Origin of the sequence: Actinomycetospora sp. CA-101289 (genome assembly GCF_050955895.1) — a bacterium.
Classification (GTDB): domain Bacteria; phylum Actinomycetota; class Actinomycetes; order Mycobacteriales; family Pseudonocardiaceae; genus Actinomycetospora.
The window spans coordinates 5560513-5575062 of record NZ_CP192093.1 but is presented as its reverse complement, the minus strand read 5'-3'; the positions used below and the strand labels follow the sequence as shown (position 1 = coordinate 5575062).

General features: G+C 75.0%; 15 protein-coding genes. 11 read left to right on the top strand and 4 right to left on the bottom strand.

Annotated elements, in window-relative coordinates; genetic code table 11:
• Positions 1–65 precede the first annotated feature (65 nt).
• The 4 genes from ACQPX6_RS27755 (at position 66) to ACQPX6_RS27740 (ending at position 2266) form a co-directional block, all read left to right on the top strand.
• Positions 66–500 (top strand): helix-turn-helix domain-containing protein, encoded by a 435-nt coding sequence (locus tag ACQPX6_RS27755; protein ID WP_433783963.1) that lies wholly within the window; start codon positions 66–68, stop codon positions 498–500.
• 37 nt (positions 501–537) lie between these two features.
• Positions 538–1260: a hypothetical protein gene (locus ACQPX6_RS27750; protein ID WP_433783961.1), complete on the top strand. Its 723-nt coding sequence runs from the start codon at positions 538–540 to the stop codon at positions 1258–1260.
• 137 nt (positions 1261–1397) lie between these two features.
• Positions 1398–1712, top strand: coding sequence for a DUF2516 family protein (locus ACQPX6_RS27745; RefSeq protein ID WP_433788379.1), 315 nt, complete (start codon positions 1398–1400; stop codon positions 1710–1712).
• Positions 1709–2266, top strand: a complete 558-nt coding sequence (locus ACQPX6_RS27740) for a YbaK/EbsC family protein (protein WP_433783959.1) — start codon at positions 1709–1711, stop codon at positions 2264–2266. Before ACQPX6_RS27745 ends, ACQPX6_RS27740 begins: the two co-directional genes overlap by 4 nt.
• Here the strand turns inward: ACQPX6_RS27740 and ACQPX6_RS27735 are convergent.
• Positions 2263–3909 carry a hypothetical protein gene (locus ACQPX6_RS27735; RefSeq protein WP_433783957.1) on the bottom strand — a complete coding sequence of 549 codons (1647 nt, stop codon included), beginning with the start codon at positions 3907–3909 and terminating at the stop codon, positions 2263–2265. The two genes, ACQPX6_RS27740 and ACQPX6_RS27735, sit on opposite strands and share 4 nt — an antisense overlap.
• Before the next feature lie 175 nt (positions 3910–4084).
• Between ACQPX6_RS27735 and ACQPX6_RS27730 the strand changes: the two genes are divergently transcribed.
• Positions 4085–5050, top strand: coding sequence for a pirin family protein (locus ACQPX6_RS27730; protein WP_433783956.1), 966 nt, complete (start codon positions 4085–4087; stop codon positions 5048–5050).
• A gap of 109 nt (positions 5051–5159) precedes the next feature.
• Positions 5160–6239, top strand: a complete 1080-nt coding sequence (locus ACQPX6_RS27725; protein WP_433781620.1) for an IS110 family transposase — start codon at positions 5160–5162, stop codon at positions 6237–6239.
• Between the two features lie 322 nt (positions 6240–6561).
• Here ACQPX6_RS27725 and purU read toward each other — a convergent pair whose 3' ends face one another.
• On the bottom strand, positions 6562–7455 hold the full coding sequence (gene purU / locus ACQPX6_RS27720) for a formyltetrahydrofolate deformylase (protein WP_433783955.1): 894 nt from the start codon (positions 7453–7455) through the stop codon (positions 6562–6564).
• Between the two features lie 4 nt (positions 7456–7459).
• The gene (locus ACQPX6_RS27715) at positions 7460–7960 is read right to left on the bottom strand and encodes a DUF2505 domain-containing protein (protein ID WP_433783954.1); all 501 of its coding nucleotides are present in this window, start codon (positions 7958–7960) and stop codon (positions 7460–7462) included.
• A gap of 25 nt (positions 7961–7985) precedes the next feature.
• Between ACQPX6_RS27715 and ACQPX6_RS27710 the strand changes: the two genes are divergently transcribed.
• The 3 genes from ACQPX6_RS27710 (at position 7986) to ACQPX6_RS27700 (ending at position 11708) form a co-directional block, all read left to right on the top strand.
• Positions 7986–9149, top strand: coding sequence for a UDP-N-acetylmuramate dehydrogenase (locus ACQPX6_RS27710; RefSeq protein ID WP_433783953.1), 1164 nt, complete (start codon positions 7986–7988; stop codon positions 9147–9149).
• Between the two features lie 127 nt (positions 9150–9276).
• On the top strand, positions 9277–10446 hold the full coding sequence (locus tag ACQPX6_RS27705; RefSeq protein ID WP_433783952.1) for a L,D-transpeptidase: 1170 nt from the start codon (positions 9277–9279) through the stop codon (positions 10444–10446).
• Between the two features lie 119 nt (positions 10447–10565).
• Positions 10566–11708, top strand: a complete 1143-nt coding sequence (locus ACQPX6_RS27700; protein WP_433783951.1) for an Ig-like domain-containing protein — start codon at positions 10566–10568, stop codon at positions 11706–11708.
• Positions 11709–11715: 7 nt separating this feature from the next.
• Here the strand turns inward: ACQPX6_RS27700 and ACQPX6_RS27695 are convergent, their stop codons facing one another.
• Positions 11716–12489 (bottom strand): SDR family NAD(P)-dependent oxidoreductase, encoded by a 774-nt coding sequence (locus ACQPX6_RS27695; RefSeq protein ID WP_433783950.1) that lies wholly within the window; start codon positions 12487–12489, stop codon positions 11716–11718.
• Between the two features lie 140 nt (positions 12490–12629).
• On the opposite strand from ACQPX6_RS27695, the gene mshA reads away from it, so the two are divergent.
• Positions 12630–13919 carry a D-inositol-3-phosphate glycosyltransferase gene (gene mshA, locus ACQPX6_RS27690; RefSeq protein WP_433788378.1) on the top strand — a complete coding sequence of 430 codons (1290 nt, stop codon included), beginning with the start codon at positions 12630–12632 and terminating at the stop codon, positions 13917–13919.
• Entirely contained in the window at positions 13916–14422 is a 507-nt protein-coding gene (locus ACQPX6_RS27685; protein ID WP_433783948.1) for a YbjN domain-containing protein, read from the top strand. The genes mshA and ACQPX6_RS27685 overlap by 4 nt, the downstream gene beginning before the upstream one ends.
• Positions 14423–14550: the final 128 nt, after the last annotated feature.

Genomic DNA, 14550 nt, shown 5'->3' with positions numbered 1-14550 from the left:
GTGCTTGCACCAGCTAGCACCCGCGGTTAGCGTGGGTGTCAGCGAAATCGGAGGAGGTGGTTCCGGTGGCCACGGACGGGGTCGAGAAGATCGGCCAGGCCGTCGAGGACATCGGGGCCTACATCCGCCGGCAGCGCGAGGGCGCGGAGGTCAGCCTCCGTCAGCTCGCCAAGGTCGCGGGGATCAGCAACCCGTACCTGAGCCAGATCGAGCGTGGACTGCGCAAGCCGTCCGCCGAGATCCTCGCCCAGATCGCGACCGGCCTGCGGATCTCCGCCGAAGCGCTGTACGTCCGCGCCGGCATCCTCGAGGCCCGGGACCACTCCCCGGTGCTCGACGCGGTCGCCGCGGACCCGGACCTGACCGAGCGCCAGAAGCAGGTGCTCACCGACATCTACGAGTCGTTCCGTCGCGGCAACGCAGGCGGCTCCGACAGCACGGTCGTGCCCGTCGTCGACGACGTGGCCGGCCCCGGCGTGGACTCCGTTCCGCGCGTCTAACGCTCAGATCGAGAACCGAACGAGGAGTCAGAACACCATGGCCGTCACCTTCCCCACCAAGTTCGACGTCCGCGAGGCCCGTGACCAGGCCTCCAAGGCCGTCTCGGACGCCATCGACCCGCTGCGCCAGCCGGCCCTGGCCGTGCTCGGCCTCGGCGACGCCGCCGTCGCCGCCGCCCGTGAGGCCGCGGGCCGCGTGCAGGCCGGCGCCACCGAGGTGCAGGCCCGCGTCGAGGACCTGCCGGCGGAGCTGCAGGAGCTGCGCACCAAGCTGACCGCGGAGGACTTCCGCCGCCTGGTCGACAGCTACCTGGCCGCCGTCCGCAGCGTCTACACCGACCTGATCAAGCGCGGCGAGGTCACCTACCACGGCATCAAGGCGCAGCCGCAGGTGAAGCAGGCGCTCGCGACCGTCGACCAGGTCCAGTCCGAGATCGAGGGTCGCCTCGAGGAGGCCGTCGAGGGCATCCGCGTCCGCGGTGAGGACACCCTCGCCACGGTCACCAAGCAGACCCGGTCGGTCGGCGAGCGCGCCGCCCGCACCACCCAGCGCGTCAGCGCCGAGGCCGCCGAGACCGTGGCCGAGGCCGGTGCCGAGCTCTCCGAGGACATCAAGGAGACCGGCGACGAGGTCGCGTCGGACACCCGCAGCGCCTCGCGCAAGGCCGCCGCGCGCACCGCCCCGAAGAAGCAGGGCCCGAAGAACGCGCCGAAGTCCGCGGCCACCGCGGGCGGCGCCAAGAAGGCCTCGAAGAGCTGAGGCCGGGTCACCCCTCGGTGACCCTCCGCACCGCACGGCCCCGGGACGCTCCGCCGTCCCGGGGCCGTCGTGCGTCGTCGGCCGACCGCGCGCCTGTCACCCGACCGCGGAGGGCACGTACGCTGGCGGCCGTGGCGGTGCTCTACAACCTCGACAACTACGTGCTGCTGGCGCTGTGGCTGATCGGGATCCCGGTGGGCCTCTTCGCCTTCGTGCACGCCCTCATGCAGCGCTCCGACGCGTACACGGCCGCCGACAAGCTGACCAAGCCCGTCTGGTGCGCGATCACGGGCGTCGGCGCCGCCATCATGATCCTTCCCGACCTGCTCTCCGGCGGCTGGCCAGCCGGGCCCGCGAGCTTCCTCTGGCTCGTCGGCGTCATCGCCGTCCTGATCTACATCGTCGACGTGCGCCCGCGCATCACCGAGATCCAGCAGGGCCCGCGCTGGTGACCGGGGCGGCCCTGGCCATCGCCGGGTCGCTGCGGCCCGAGCCCGCCCTCGACCGGCCCGACCTCCTCGCCGCGCCCGTCGCCGACGCCCTGCGCGCGCTGCCCGCCGACACCGCCGCCGCGTGCCTGGTCGCCGCCATCGACCCGGATCTCGCCGACACGACCGCGTTCTGCGAGGCCTACGGCTCGCCGCTCGACGCTTCCGCCAACTGCGTCGTGGTCGCCGGGTCGCGCTCGGGCGAGCGGCGCTTCGCCGCGTGCGTCGTGCTGGCCACGACACGCGCCGACGTCAACACCGTCGTGCGCAAGCGCCTCGACGTGCGCAAGGCCTCGTTCGCGCCCATGGACGAGGCCGTGGAGCTCACCGGCATGGCCTACGGCGGCATCACCCCGTTCGGCCTGCCCACGGGCTGGCCCCTGCTGGTCGACCCCGCCGTGCTCGCCGCGCCGGCCGTCGTCGTCGGCAGCGGGAGCCGCGAGAGCAAGCTCCTCGTGCCCGGCGCCGTGCTGGGTGAGCTGCCGGGCGCCGAGGCGCTCGAGGGGCTGGGTCGTTAGCGCCCACCCTCGACGCGGGCGTACCAGTACGCGGAGATGCGCGCCCCCGGGCTGCTGTAGACCGGGTTGTCGGCCGTCGTCGGGAACGCGAGGTCGCTGCCGGCCGCCGAGCTGAACGGGTGCCGGGCCACCTCGGCGCCGTTGAGCGTGACGATGATCGTCCCGGTGGTGGACAGGGTGCCGGTGTTGACCAGGCGCACCGTCACCGTGCAGGTGGGCGTGCTGCACTCGCCCGCGCCGCCCTCGACCGTGAGCGCGAGGCGCGGGCGCTCGCTGAGCGCCTGGAAGTAGCTCTTCATCGTCGGCAGCTGCGCGGCCAGGTCGCGCACGGTCGACAGGGCCTGCGGCGCCGCCCGGTGCACCGTCACCGGCGAGACGCGCCCGGTGCCGAAGGTCCGCTGGTCGAAGCGCACGAAGGTCGGGACGTCGCCCGCGTCGTCGATGGCCACCCGCGAGCCGTACGAGGAGCCCATCGAGATGACGCGGACGTCGCGGCCCTCGACGACCTCCTCGGGTTCCTCCCGGAGCTCGTAGGCGAGGAACCCGTCGGCGAGCTCCGACGGCGACTCCGTCCACGTGCTCAGGCCCGTGGGCAGCTCGCTCGCCGCCTCCGAGAGCCAGACGCCGGTGAAGCGGTCGACCAGCTCGGGACGGTCGGCGCTGCGCTCCCACCAGGCGCGGTCGCCCCGGATGGCGTCCGACGAGCCCACGGACACGAACTCGGCGCGGCCGCCGGACGCGCGGGTGACCGTGCCGGCCGCGTTGCCCAACCGGTCGACGGTGACCTCGAGCGTGGCCTGGCCGCCGAGCCCGTCGGGGACCTGCCCCGAGTACGTCGCGCCCTCCCACCCGCGCAGGTCGGCGGTGGCGGCCTCGACCGTCTCCTGCGGGGCCTGCTCGCCGGTGGCCACGAGGACGACCGACGCCAGGAGCAGCACCAGCACGACCGCCCCGGCGATGCCGCCCCAGAACCACGGGCTGCGGCGGCGCTTCGGGGCCGGCGCACCGGGCGGCGGGCCCCAGGGCCCGCCGGCGGGACCGAACGGGCCACCGGGGCCACCCGGGCCGCCGGGTCCGAACGAGCCGCCGGGCGGCGGGCCGCTGTAGCCTTGCTGCCCATATCCGGGCTGGCCGTAGCCGCCCGGCCAGCCGCCCTGGCCCGGGAACGCGCTGGTCGAGGGCGGCGGTCCGCCCCACGGCCCCGTGCCGCCGACCACCGGGGCGGTGCCGAACGCCGGCCCCACCGCCGGCCCGGGCGGCACGGACGGGCCGGCGCCGGTGCCCTGGCCCCACGGCGAGGTGGGCCCGCCGGAGGGCGGCGGCTGCCACGGACCGGCGCTCGGCGGCACCTCGTGGCGGCGCGTGCTCTCGTCGCCCGGCGGCGTCGGCGCGCCGGCGGGGGGAGTGGGCGCCGACGGCGGGAGCCGATGAACCGTGGTGGCCCCGGCTTCGGGAGCGTCGGCGCCCTCGGCCTCGGATTCCGAGGACGACTCCGCCGGTGGCCAGGACACCGGCGGCGCCGGTGAGGTGCTCGACGGCGGACCGGTGCCGACGACCTCGGTGCGGTCGGCGGAGCCGGCGTCGGTCGCCCCGGCGTCGTCCGGGGTGTCCCCGCCACCGGTGCGCTCGTCGTCGCCCGCCATCGCCGCCTCCCCGTCGTCCCCGGGAGCAGGCTCTCCGGACCCGGGCGCACCGTAGCCCGTTCGCGGGCGCGCGAGGAGACGTTCGGGGCAGGACGCGGCAGGGTCCGGGGAATCGCCCGCGGCGCCGCGACGTTGGCCCCGACACATTGAAGGTTCAACCAATAGAGGAGCCACGATGCCCGCCCTGACGGTCGCCGACCTCACGGTCCTGCCCCGCATCCCCGAGCCCGACGAGGCCTGGGTGGGGATCACCGAGCGGGGCGTCCGCTCCGTCACCACGGCCCCGCAGGGCCACGAGGGCGAGGGCTTCCCCGTGCGCCGGGCCTTCGCGGGCGTGGACCTCGCGCTGCTCGACCCGTTCATCCACATGGACCAGATGGGCGAGGTGGAGTACGCGCCGGGCGAGCCCAAGGGCACGGCGTGGCACCCACACCGGGGCTTCGAGACCGTCACCTACATCATCGACGGCACCTTCGAGCACGCCGACAACCACGGCGGCGGTGGCTCGATCACCAACGGCGACACGCAGTGGATGACCGCGGGCGGCGGCGTGCTGCACATCGAGCGCCCGCCGGAGGCCCTCGTCGCGTCGGGCGGGCTGTTCCACGGCCTGCAGCTGTGGGTCAACCTGCCGCGCGCCCAGAAGTGGGCCCAGCCCCGCTACCAGGACCTGCGCTCCGGCCAGGCCGCGCTGTTGACCTCCGCTGACGCCGGGGCGCTCGTGCGCGTCATCGCCGGCGAGGTCGGCGGGCACGCCGGCCCCGGGTCGACCTACACGCCGATGACCATGGCCCACGCCTCGCTCGAGCCCGGCGCGCAACTGCACCTGCCGTGGGACCGCGAGCAGAACGCGCTGCTCTACGTGCTCTCCGGCGATGGCACCGTCGGCGCCGAGCGCCGCCCCGTCCGCACCGGGCAGCTCGTGGTGTTCGGCCCCGGTGAGTCGGTGCGCGTCGCCGCCGACGCGGGACAGGAGGGCCGCCACCCGAAGCTCGAGGTCGTGCTGCTGGGCGGACGCCCGATCCGCGAGCCCGTGGCCTGGGGCGGGCCGTTCGTCATGAACACCCAGCAGGAGGTCCACGACGCCTTCCGCGACTTCCACGCCGGGCGCCTCGGCGCGGTGCCGGCGGAGCGGGTCTAGACCGTATGGAGGCCCGGCGCCTCGCTCGTAAGTTGGCGCGGGTCGCCGTCGCACTCGGTGACGGTGCCGCAATTACGGGAGGCGCCGGGTGTTGGCAGAGCGTACGTGGGTGGGTCTGGACGTTCATGCTCGTTCGGTCGTGGGGTGCGCGATCGATGACGAGGCGTGCGAGATCCGCACCCAGCGGGTGGCGCCGCAGACCGCCGCGATCGTGGCCTGGGTTCTCGCGCTGCCGGGGCCGGTGGCGGTGACCTATGAGGCCGGGCCGACCGGTTTCGGACTCGCGCGGGCGTTGGCCGCGGCCGGGGTCCGTTGCGAGGTGGTCGCGCCCTCGAAGCTCGAGCGTCCGGCCGGGGACAAGGTCAAGACCGATCGTCGGGACGCTGAGCGCCTGGCGCGGCTGCTGCGCATCGGGGAACTGCCCGCGGTGCGGGTCCCCAGCGAGGCCGAGGAAGCCGCCCGGGATCTGGTGCGGGCCCGTGAAGACGCGCGGGGAGACCTGATGCGTGCCCGGCATCGGCTCTCCAAGCTGCTGCTGCGCCAGGGCATCGTGTGGGACCGCAGCGCGTGGACCGGCGAGCACACCGACTGGTTGCGCCGCCAGCGCTTCGACCGGCGCGGGGTGCAGCTGGCCTTCGACGAAGCCCTCGATGCGGTGTTCAGCGTGCACGCCCGCCGCGACCGGCTCGACACCGCGATCGAGGAGATGGCCCAGACGACGTCGCTGGCCGGGCCGGTGGGACGGCTGCGCTGCTTGCGCGGGGTCTCCACGCTGACCGCGGTCGGGCTCTGCGTCGAGGTCGCCGACTGGCACCGCTTCACCGGCTCGACCATCGGTTCCTACCTCGGGCTGGTGCCCTCAGAGTTCTCCTCGGGAGCTCGGCGGGTCCAGGGCGGGATCACCAAGACCGGCAACGCGCACGCCCGCCGGTTGCTGGTCGAAGCCGCCTGGCATCACCGTCGCCCGCTGCGCCCCAGCCGGGAACGGGCCCGGCGCGCCGACGGTCAGCCCGCCGCGGTGCGGGCGCGCGCCGAGGCCGGCAACCGCCGCCTACACCAACGCTGGTGCCGTCTCGAGCAGCGCCGCAAGCGCCCGACGGTGTCGGTGGTGGCCGTGGCCCGCGAGCTCGCCGGCTGGTGCTGGAGCCTCGCGGTGCTCGACGAGCACCAGCATCACGCGGCCGCCTGACACGCGGCCGCCCCCACAAGCCCCGGCGGGTGCCGGGTGCGGATGCAGGCAGCGCGAGGAGCGACCCGCGAGTTAGCTATGAGCAGCTCCGCCCGACCCTCATCGAGCAGGGCGACGCTCGCCCCTAGATCCGCGGAACGCTCCCGACGAACACCCGGTCATGCGGTAACCAACCCGCGCATATCAGCCTGACCGCGCGTCGAGCCGGCACGCCTCCACCCCACCCGGCCCCGCCGGACCCACAACGCCCTGACCAGCCACGATGCACCGCATCGAGGGCCCATCACCCCTGCCCACTTGACAGAAGTGCCCTCCATATCAGCTAGCGGAACACCACCGTGCGGCCGGCGTGCACCTGCACGCGGTCCTCGAGGTGGGCGCGCAGGCCCCGCGCCAGCACCAACTTCTCGACGTCGCGACCCCGGCGGACCATGTCCTCCGGGGTGTCGGCGTGGTCCACGCGGCTGACGTCCTGCTCGATGATCGGGCCGGCGTCGAGGTCGGGCGTCACGTAGTGGCACGTCGCGCCGACGAGCTTCACCCCGCGGGCGTGGGCCTGGTGGTACGGGCGCGCGCCGATGAAGGAGGGCAGGAAGCTGTGGTGGATGTTGATCGCCCGGCCCGCCCAGCGCTCGCACAGCGAGGGCGTCAGCACCTGCATGAACCGCGCCAGCACCACGGCCGCCGGATCGTGGGCGTCGACCAGCTCGGCGACCTGTGCGAACGCCGCGTCGCGGCCGGTCCGCGCCTCGTCGTCCTGCGCCCGGGACGGGAACGGGACGTGGTGGAACGGCACGTCGTGGGCCTCGGCGATCGGGCGCAGCACGTCGTGGTTGCCGACGACCGCGCGCACGTCCATGTCGAGCTCGCCGCCCCACACCCGCCCGAGCAGGTCGTGCAGGCAGTGCGACTCGCGGCTGACCAGCAGCACCACGCGCGGGCTCTCGGCGGTGTCGCGCACCCCCCAGCGCACCGGCTCGCCGCCGGGCACCTCGAGCTCGGCGGCGACCCGGCCCACCACCGCGCGCAGCACGTCGGCGCCGCCGGGCACCGACGCGGAGTCGACGACCTGGCGCGTCACGAACCAGCCGGCGTCGACGTCGGCGTGGTAGGCAGCCTCGGTGATCGAGGCGCCGAGCGCCGCGAGCCGGCCGGTGATGGCGGCGACGATGCCGGTGCGGTCCGGGCAGCTCAGGGTGACGACGAGGCGACTCACCGCCTCAGCCCTCGGCGAGGCGGCGGCGGGTGAACTCGTCCTCGGCGTCGAGGAGCGCACCGATCTGCTCGACGACCACGCCCTCGACCTTCCGGCCGACCATGGGCACGTTCACCGACGCCTCGCCGTCGACCTCGGTGACCGACCCGCCGCCGGAGTCCGTGAGGCGCTGGGTGCCCGACAGCGAGCCGGGCAGCCCGCGGACCGTCACCTCGACCGTGCCCTCGTAGCCGCCCCCGTCGCGCGGGCGCCAGGTCTCGACCCTGTCGAGCACGAGGTCGCCCCCGGTGAAGCGGCGGATGACCGACGGCAGGAACTCGGCGGGGACCGCCTGGCGCAGCTTCAGGCGCGCGCCGGAGCCGTCGACGGCGTGCTCGACCAGCTCCGGGTCGTTGCCCCCCAGCTCCTGCAGGCGGGCACGGAGGTGGTCGGCGTCGACCAGCTCCGCGTAGACGTCCTGCGCGGGGACGTCCCAGGTGGCGCGGTGGGTGATGCGGCTCGGCACGGGGCGGAGGCTACCGTCGGAGGTCATGGCACCCGGTCCGACCGCAGAGACGGCGCCGGCGCAGGACGACCGCGCCGCCGACACCCCCGCCGCCGACACCCCCGCCGCCGACCCCGCCGACGCTGATGCTGCGACCCTCCTCGCGCCGCACACCACCCTCGGCCTCGGCGGCCCGGCGCGGCGCCTGGTGCACGCCACGACGGCCGACGAGGTCGTCGCGCGGGCCCGGGCCGCCGACGGGGCGGGCGAGCCGTTGCTGCTGGTCGGCGGCGGGTCCAACCTCGTCGTCGGCGACGCGGGGTTCGCCGGCACCGTGCTGCTGATCGACACCCGGGGCCACCACGTCGTCGCCCGCGACGCCGACTCCGTGGTGCTGCACGTCGAGGCCGGCCACGACTGGGACGCGCTCGTCGCCGACACCGTCGCCGCCGGGTACGGCGGGCTGGAGTGCCTCTCGGGCATCCCGGGGCGCACGGGCGCGACGCCGGTGCAGAACGTCGGCGCGTACGGCGTGGAGGTCGCCGACGTGCTCGTCGACGTCGACCTCTACGGGCGGCGGACGGGCCGGCGCGGCGTCGTCCCCGCCGCTGACCTGGGCCTGGGGTACCGCACCAGCCGCCTCAAGGGCGACCGCAACGTCGACGGCGAGGTCGTGCTCGGCGTCCGCTTCCGGCTCACCACCGACGGGCTGTCCGCCCCGGTGCGCTACGGCGAGCTCGCCCGCGCCCTCGGCGTCGAGCCCGGCACGCGCGTGCCCGTCGCCGAGGCCCGCGAGGCCGTGCTGCGGCTGCGTCGCGGCAAGGGCATGGTCACCGACCCCGACGACCCGGACAGCCGCAGCGCCGGCTCGTTCTTCACCAACCCCGTCGTCGACCGGGCCACCGCGGACCGGGTCGCCGCCCGGGCGGAGGCCGCGGGCCAGGTGCCGGTGACGGCGTGGCCGATGCCCGACGGGCGCGTGAAGCTCTCCGCGGCGGCGCTGATCGAGCGCGCGGGCGTGTCCCGCGGCCACCCCGGTCCGCAGGCGCCGGTGCGGGTGTCGACCAAGCACACGCTCGCGCTGACCCACCGCGGCGGCGGCACGACCGACGACCTCCTCGCGCTCGCCCGCGACGTCCGCGACCGGGTCGACGCGGCGTTCGGTCTCGTGCTCGAGCCCGAGCCGGTGCTGGTCTCCTGCACCTTGTAGAGACCCCGCTCACGATCGATGGGCCACCCGTGTGAGGGAGCCCGTGCACTGACAACCACCCGAGGCCGTGCGGCGTCGTGCGGTTCGGGATCGATCAGGATGGGGTGCTGCTCGGGTGCAGGATCGGGTGCGGAGTGTGCTGGCCGTGGTGGTGGCGCTGGTCGCCGTCGCCGGCGTCGTCGTCGGGTGTGCGGCCGCGGGGGCGACCCCCGGTGGCCTGCCCGGGATGTCGCAGGGCGCGGAGCCCCCGGCGGTGACGACGACCGCGGTGCCGGGGCGCACGGACGTCGACCCGGGCGGCGAGATCAGCGTCTCCGCCCCCGACGCCGCGCTCCAGGGCATCGCGCTCACCGCCGCCGACGGCCGCACCGTGGCCGGCGCCGTCACGCCCGACGGGCACCGCTGGGCCGCCACCGAGGCGCTGGGCTACGGCAAGGCCTACACGTGGTCGGGCGTCGCGGTCGGCGCCGACGGGGGCACGACGCCGGTGGCCGGCGGCTTCTCCACCGTGAGCCCGGAGCGGGTCGTGCGCGCCCAGTTCGCGCAGCCCGACGACGCCACGGTGGGCGTGGCCGCGCCGATCGCCATCCAGTTCGACGGGCCGGTGACCGACAAGGCCGCCGCCGAGCGCGCCCTGACCGTGCGCACCTCCGTGCCCACCGAGGGCTCGTGGGGCTGGCTGCCCGACGACGCGATGGGTTCGCGGGTGCACTGGCGCCCGAAGGAGTACTGGCAGCCGGGCACGGTCATCGACGTGTCCGCGGACCTCTACGGCGTCGCCCTGGGCGACGGGGCCTACGGGCGCGAGGACCTCACCAGCCACATGACCGTCGGGCGCTCGCAGATCGTGCGCGCGGACGTCACCAGCCACCGCATGGTCGTGATCCGCGACGGCCAGCAGGTCATGGACGTGCCCGCGAGCTACGGGCTCGGCAGCGACCCCAACCGGATCACGCGCAGCGGCGTCCACGTCGTCACCGAGAAGTTCGACAACAAGCGGATGACCAGCGCGCAGTACGGCTACGACCTGATCGAGCACTGGGCGGTGCGGATGAGCAACAACGGCGAGTTCATCCACGCCAACCCGGCCTCGGCGGGCGCGCAGGGCTCGAGCAACGTCACCCACGGCTGCGTCAACCTCTCCACCGCCGACGCGCGGGCCTACTACGACACCGCGATCTACGGCGACCCGGTGGAGGTCACCAACTCGCCGGTCGCGCTCTCCGCCGCCGACGGCGACGTCTACGACTGGGCGATCGACTGGGACACCTGGCGCGGGATGTCGGCGCTGCCCTGATCCTCGGCGGGTGTCGGTGGCGCGTGACACGATCGTGGTCGCAGGGCATCGAGGGGTTCGGGGGACGCATGGGTCGTGGGTCGTCGATGGGTCGAGCTCCGCTCCGCTCGGTCTCCCTGATGGCGCTGCTCGCTGGTCTGCTGGTGCTGCTGACGGCCTGCGGGTCGGGCGCCGCGCCGGCCGGGGCGCCGCCGAGCACGACGACGACGGCCCCGGTGCCGATCGCGGTGGAGCCCGCGGCGAGCGCCACCGACGTGGCCCCCCGCGCCGCGGTCGCGGCGACCACGCAGGGCACGTTCACCGAGGTCACGCTCACGGCGGACCCGGGCGGTCCGGTCGCGGGCACGCTCTCGCCCGACCGCAAGCGGTGGGCGCCCGACGGGCCGCTGGCCTACGGCGCCACCTACACCTGGGGCGGCACGGCCACCGGGCCCGACGGGGGCTCCTCGCCGGTCACGGGGTCGTTCACCACGGTGGCGCCGGGCGAGACGGTGCGCGCGACGCTGAACATCGGCGACGATCGCGAGGTCGGCGTGGCGGCCCCGATCACCCTGCAGTTCTCGGCGCCCGTGGAGGACAAGGCGGCCGTCGAGCGGGCGCTGCAGGTGCGCACCTCGGTGCCCACCGAAGGGTCGTGGGCCTGGCTGCCCGACCAGGACGGCGGCTCGCGGGTGCACTGGCGGCCGAAGGAGTACTGGCGCACGGGCACCGAGGTCGACGTCGCGGCGAACCTGCTGGGCGTGCCGTTCGGCGGGGGCGCGTGGGGCCGCGAGGACCTCACCACCTCGTTCCGCATCGGCCGCGCCCAGATCGTGCGCGCCGACGTCAACAGCTTCCGCATGGTGGTCGAGCGCGACGGCCAGCAGGTGATGGACGTCCCGGCGAGCTACGGCACCGACTCCGACCCGAACCGCACCACCCGCTCGGGCATCCACGTGGTCACCGAGAAGTTCACCAACAAGCGGATGGTCAGCGAGCAGTACGGCTACGACCTCGTCGAGCGCTGGGCCGTGCGCATCAGCAACAACGGCGAGTTCATCCACGCCAACCCGGCCTCCACCGGCGCCCAGGGCTCCAGCAACGTCACCCACGGCTGCATCAACCTGTCCGAGGCCGACGCGCGCGCCTTCTACGACACCGCCCAGTACGGCGACCCCGTCGAGGTCACCAACTCCGGGGTCGAGTACTCGGCCCGGGACGGCGACATCTACGACTGGGCCATCCCGTGGAGCGAGTGGCAGACGCTCTCCGCCTTGACCTAGGGGTCGACTAGCTGCGGTGGAACCGCATCCCCGAGGCCTGGTCGCGGGGCTTGAGCACGATGGTGTCCAGGTTGACGTGCGACGGGCGGCTCATCGCGAACGCCACCACCTCGGCGACGTCGTCGGCGACCAGCGGCGTGATGCCCTCGTAGACCTTGGCCGCGCGGGCGGGGTCGCCGCCGAAGCGCACGAGGGAGAACTCGGTCTCCACGGCGCCGGGCGCGATCTCGGTGAGGCGCACGGGCTGCCCCAGCAGCTCGCCGCGCAGCGTACGGTGCAGCGCACCCTCGGCGTGCTTGGCCGACGTGTAGCCCGAGCCGCCGTCGTAGGTCTCGAGCCCGGCGATCGACGTGATCGTCACGACGTGCCCGTCGCCCGAGTCCAGCAGCATCGGCAGCAGGGCCTTGGTGACCCGCAGGGTGCCGAGGACGTTCGACTCCCACATCCAGCGCCACTTGTCCTCGTCGGCCTCGAGCACCGTCTCGGTGCCCTGGGCCCCGCCGGCGTTGTTGACGAGGCCGCGCAGCGGACGGGTCGGGCCGGCGAGGTCGCGCACCCCCGCCGCGAAGGCGGCCACCGAGTCGGCGTCGGTGACGTCGAGCTCGAGCGCGGTGCCGCCGGTCTCCTCGGCGACCTGCTCGAGGCGCTCGACACGGCGCGCCCCGAGCACCGGGTGCCAGCCGTCGGCGGCCAGCGCGCGGGCGGACGCAGCACCGATGCCCGAGCTGGCGCCGGTGACGACGACGAGGGGGCGGTCGGTTCCGGGGGCAGGCGTGGTCACCCCTGGCACCCTAGGTCCGGGGCTCACCCGTGCTCGCTGCGGCTGCGCGGGCCTTCCGGACCTAAGCTGACGGCGTGACACCGGCGGCGACGACGGCGACGGCTTCCCCGGCGACCCGTTCCCGGCCGCCGGATCCGGTCATCCGCCACCATCCCGGACGTCCGCGACGCGTCGCCGTGATCTCGCTGCACACCTCGCCCCTGGCGCAGCCCGGCACGGGCGACGCCGGTGGCATGAACGTCTACGTCGTCGAGACCGCGCGCCGGATGGCGCAGCGCGGCGTGGAGGTCGAGATCTTCACGCGGGCGACGTCGTCGGACCTGCCGCCCGTCGCCGAGCTCGCGCCCGGCGTGCTGGTGCGGCACGTCACCGCGGGCCCGTACGGCGGGCTGGGCAAGGAGGACCTGCCGAGCCAGCTGTGCGCGTTCACCGCCGGCGTGCTGCGCGACGAGGCCCGCCACGAGCCCGGCTGGTACGACGTGGTGCACAGTCACTACTGGCTCTCGGGCCAGGTCGGCTGGCTCGTGCGCGACCGCTGGGGCGTGCCGCTGGTGCACACCGCGCACACCCTGGCCAAGGTCAAGAACGCGTCGCTGGCCGTCGGCGACCGCCCGGAGCCGCTGTCCCGCGTGGTGGGCGAGGAGCAGGTGGTGGCCGAGGCCGACCGCCTCGTCACCTCCACCCGCGCGGAGGCCGACGACCTCGTGGCCGCGTACGGCGCCGACCCCGACCGCATCCGCACCATCGCGCCCGGCGTCGACCTGCGGACCTTCACCCCGGCGCCCGACCGCGACGCCGCCCGGGCGGCCCTGGGCATCGGGCCCGACGACATCGCGCTGGCGTTCGTCGGCCGCATCCAGCCGCTCAAGGCGCCCGACGTGCTGCTGCGCGCCGCCGCCGCGATCCTCGCCGGCCGGCCGGAGCTGCGCCGCCGCCTCGTCGTCCTCGTCGTCGGCGGACCCTCGGGGTCCGGGCTGGCCGAGCCGCAGTCGCTGGTGTCGCTGGCGCGCGAGCTGGGCATCGAGGACGTCGTGAGCTTCCTCCCGCCCCGCGCCGGCGACGACCTGGCCCGGGTCTACCGGGCCGCCGACGTCGTCGCGGTCCCCAGCTACTCGGAGTCCTTCGGGCTCGTCGCGCTCGAGGCCCAGGCCTGCGGGACGCCCGTGGTCGCCGCCGCGGTGGGCGGCCTGCCCACCGCCGTCGCCCACGACCGCTCCGGGCTCCTCGTCGACGGGCACGACCCCGAGCGGTGGGCCGAGGCCCTGGTGCGCGTGGCCGCCGACCCCGCCGAGCGCCAGCGCCTCGCGGCCGGAGCCGTCGAGCACGCGACGATGTTCTCGTGGGAGCGCACGGCCGACGAGCTGCTCGCGACCTACGCCGAGGCGTCGCGCGCCCTGGCCCGCGACCGGGCGCGGGGGGTGGCGGTGTGAGCGACCTCGAGGAGCTCGAGCAGGTCGTGGTCGCCGCGCTCGACGAGCGCGAGCTGCACTACCTGCGCCGCGGGCCGGGCCGGCTGTTCGTCACCCTGCCCGGCACCAAGAAGCTCGCCACACACTGCTGGCTGGTGCTCACGCCGCACGCGCTGCTGGTCGAGGCGTTCGTCTGCCGGCACCCCGACGAGAACCTCGAGGAGGTCTACCGCTTCCTCCTGCAGCGCAACGCCCGCCTCTACGGCGTGCACTACACGATCGACCGCCAGGGCGACATCCACCTCGTGGGCCGGGTGGCGCTGCACGCGGTGGTCGACGAGGAGATCGACCGCATCCTCGGGCAGGTGCTCGAGGCCGCCGACGGCGACTTCAACACCCTGCTCGAGCTGGGCTTCACCACCTCGATCCGCCGCGAGTGGGCCTGGCGGGAGTCGCGCGGGGAGTCGCTGGCGAACCTGTCGGCGTTCGCGCACCTGGTGGACGGGGACCGCACGTCGCGCTGAGGCGGGGCGCCGAGGTGACGAGGGCCGCGCCGCCGGCGTGGGACGGGGGGCATCCGACGCCGGCGGCGGGCGCTGAGGGGCGCTCGAGTCGAGCGGCCGGGGCCGTCAGCGCGCAGACGCGTCGCGAA

Excerpts from the sequence above, each read along its gene's own strand:
- ACQPX6_RS27700 (WP_433783951.1), top strand. The coding sequence starts at position 10,566 with ATGGCGCTGCTCGCTGGTCTGCTGGTGCTGCTGACGGCCTGCGGGTCG.
- ACQPX6_RS27730 (WP_433783956.1), top strand. The coding sequence starts at position 4,085 with ATGCCCGCCCTGACGGTCGCCGACCTCACGGTCCTGCCCCGCATCCCC.
- ACQPX6_RS27710 (WP_433783953.1), top strand. The coding sequence starts at position 7,986 with ATGGCACCCGGTCCGACCGCAGAGACGGCGCCGGCGCAGGACGACCGC.
- ACQPX6_RS27750 (WP_433783961.1), top strand. The coding sequence starts at position 538 with ATGGCCGTCACCTTCCCCACCAAGTTCGACGTCCGCGAGGCCCGTGAC.
- ACQPX6_RS27735 (WP_433783957.1), bottom strand. The coding sequence starts at position 3,909 with ATGGCGGGCGACGACGAGCGCACCGGTGGCGGGGACACCCCGGACGAC.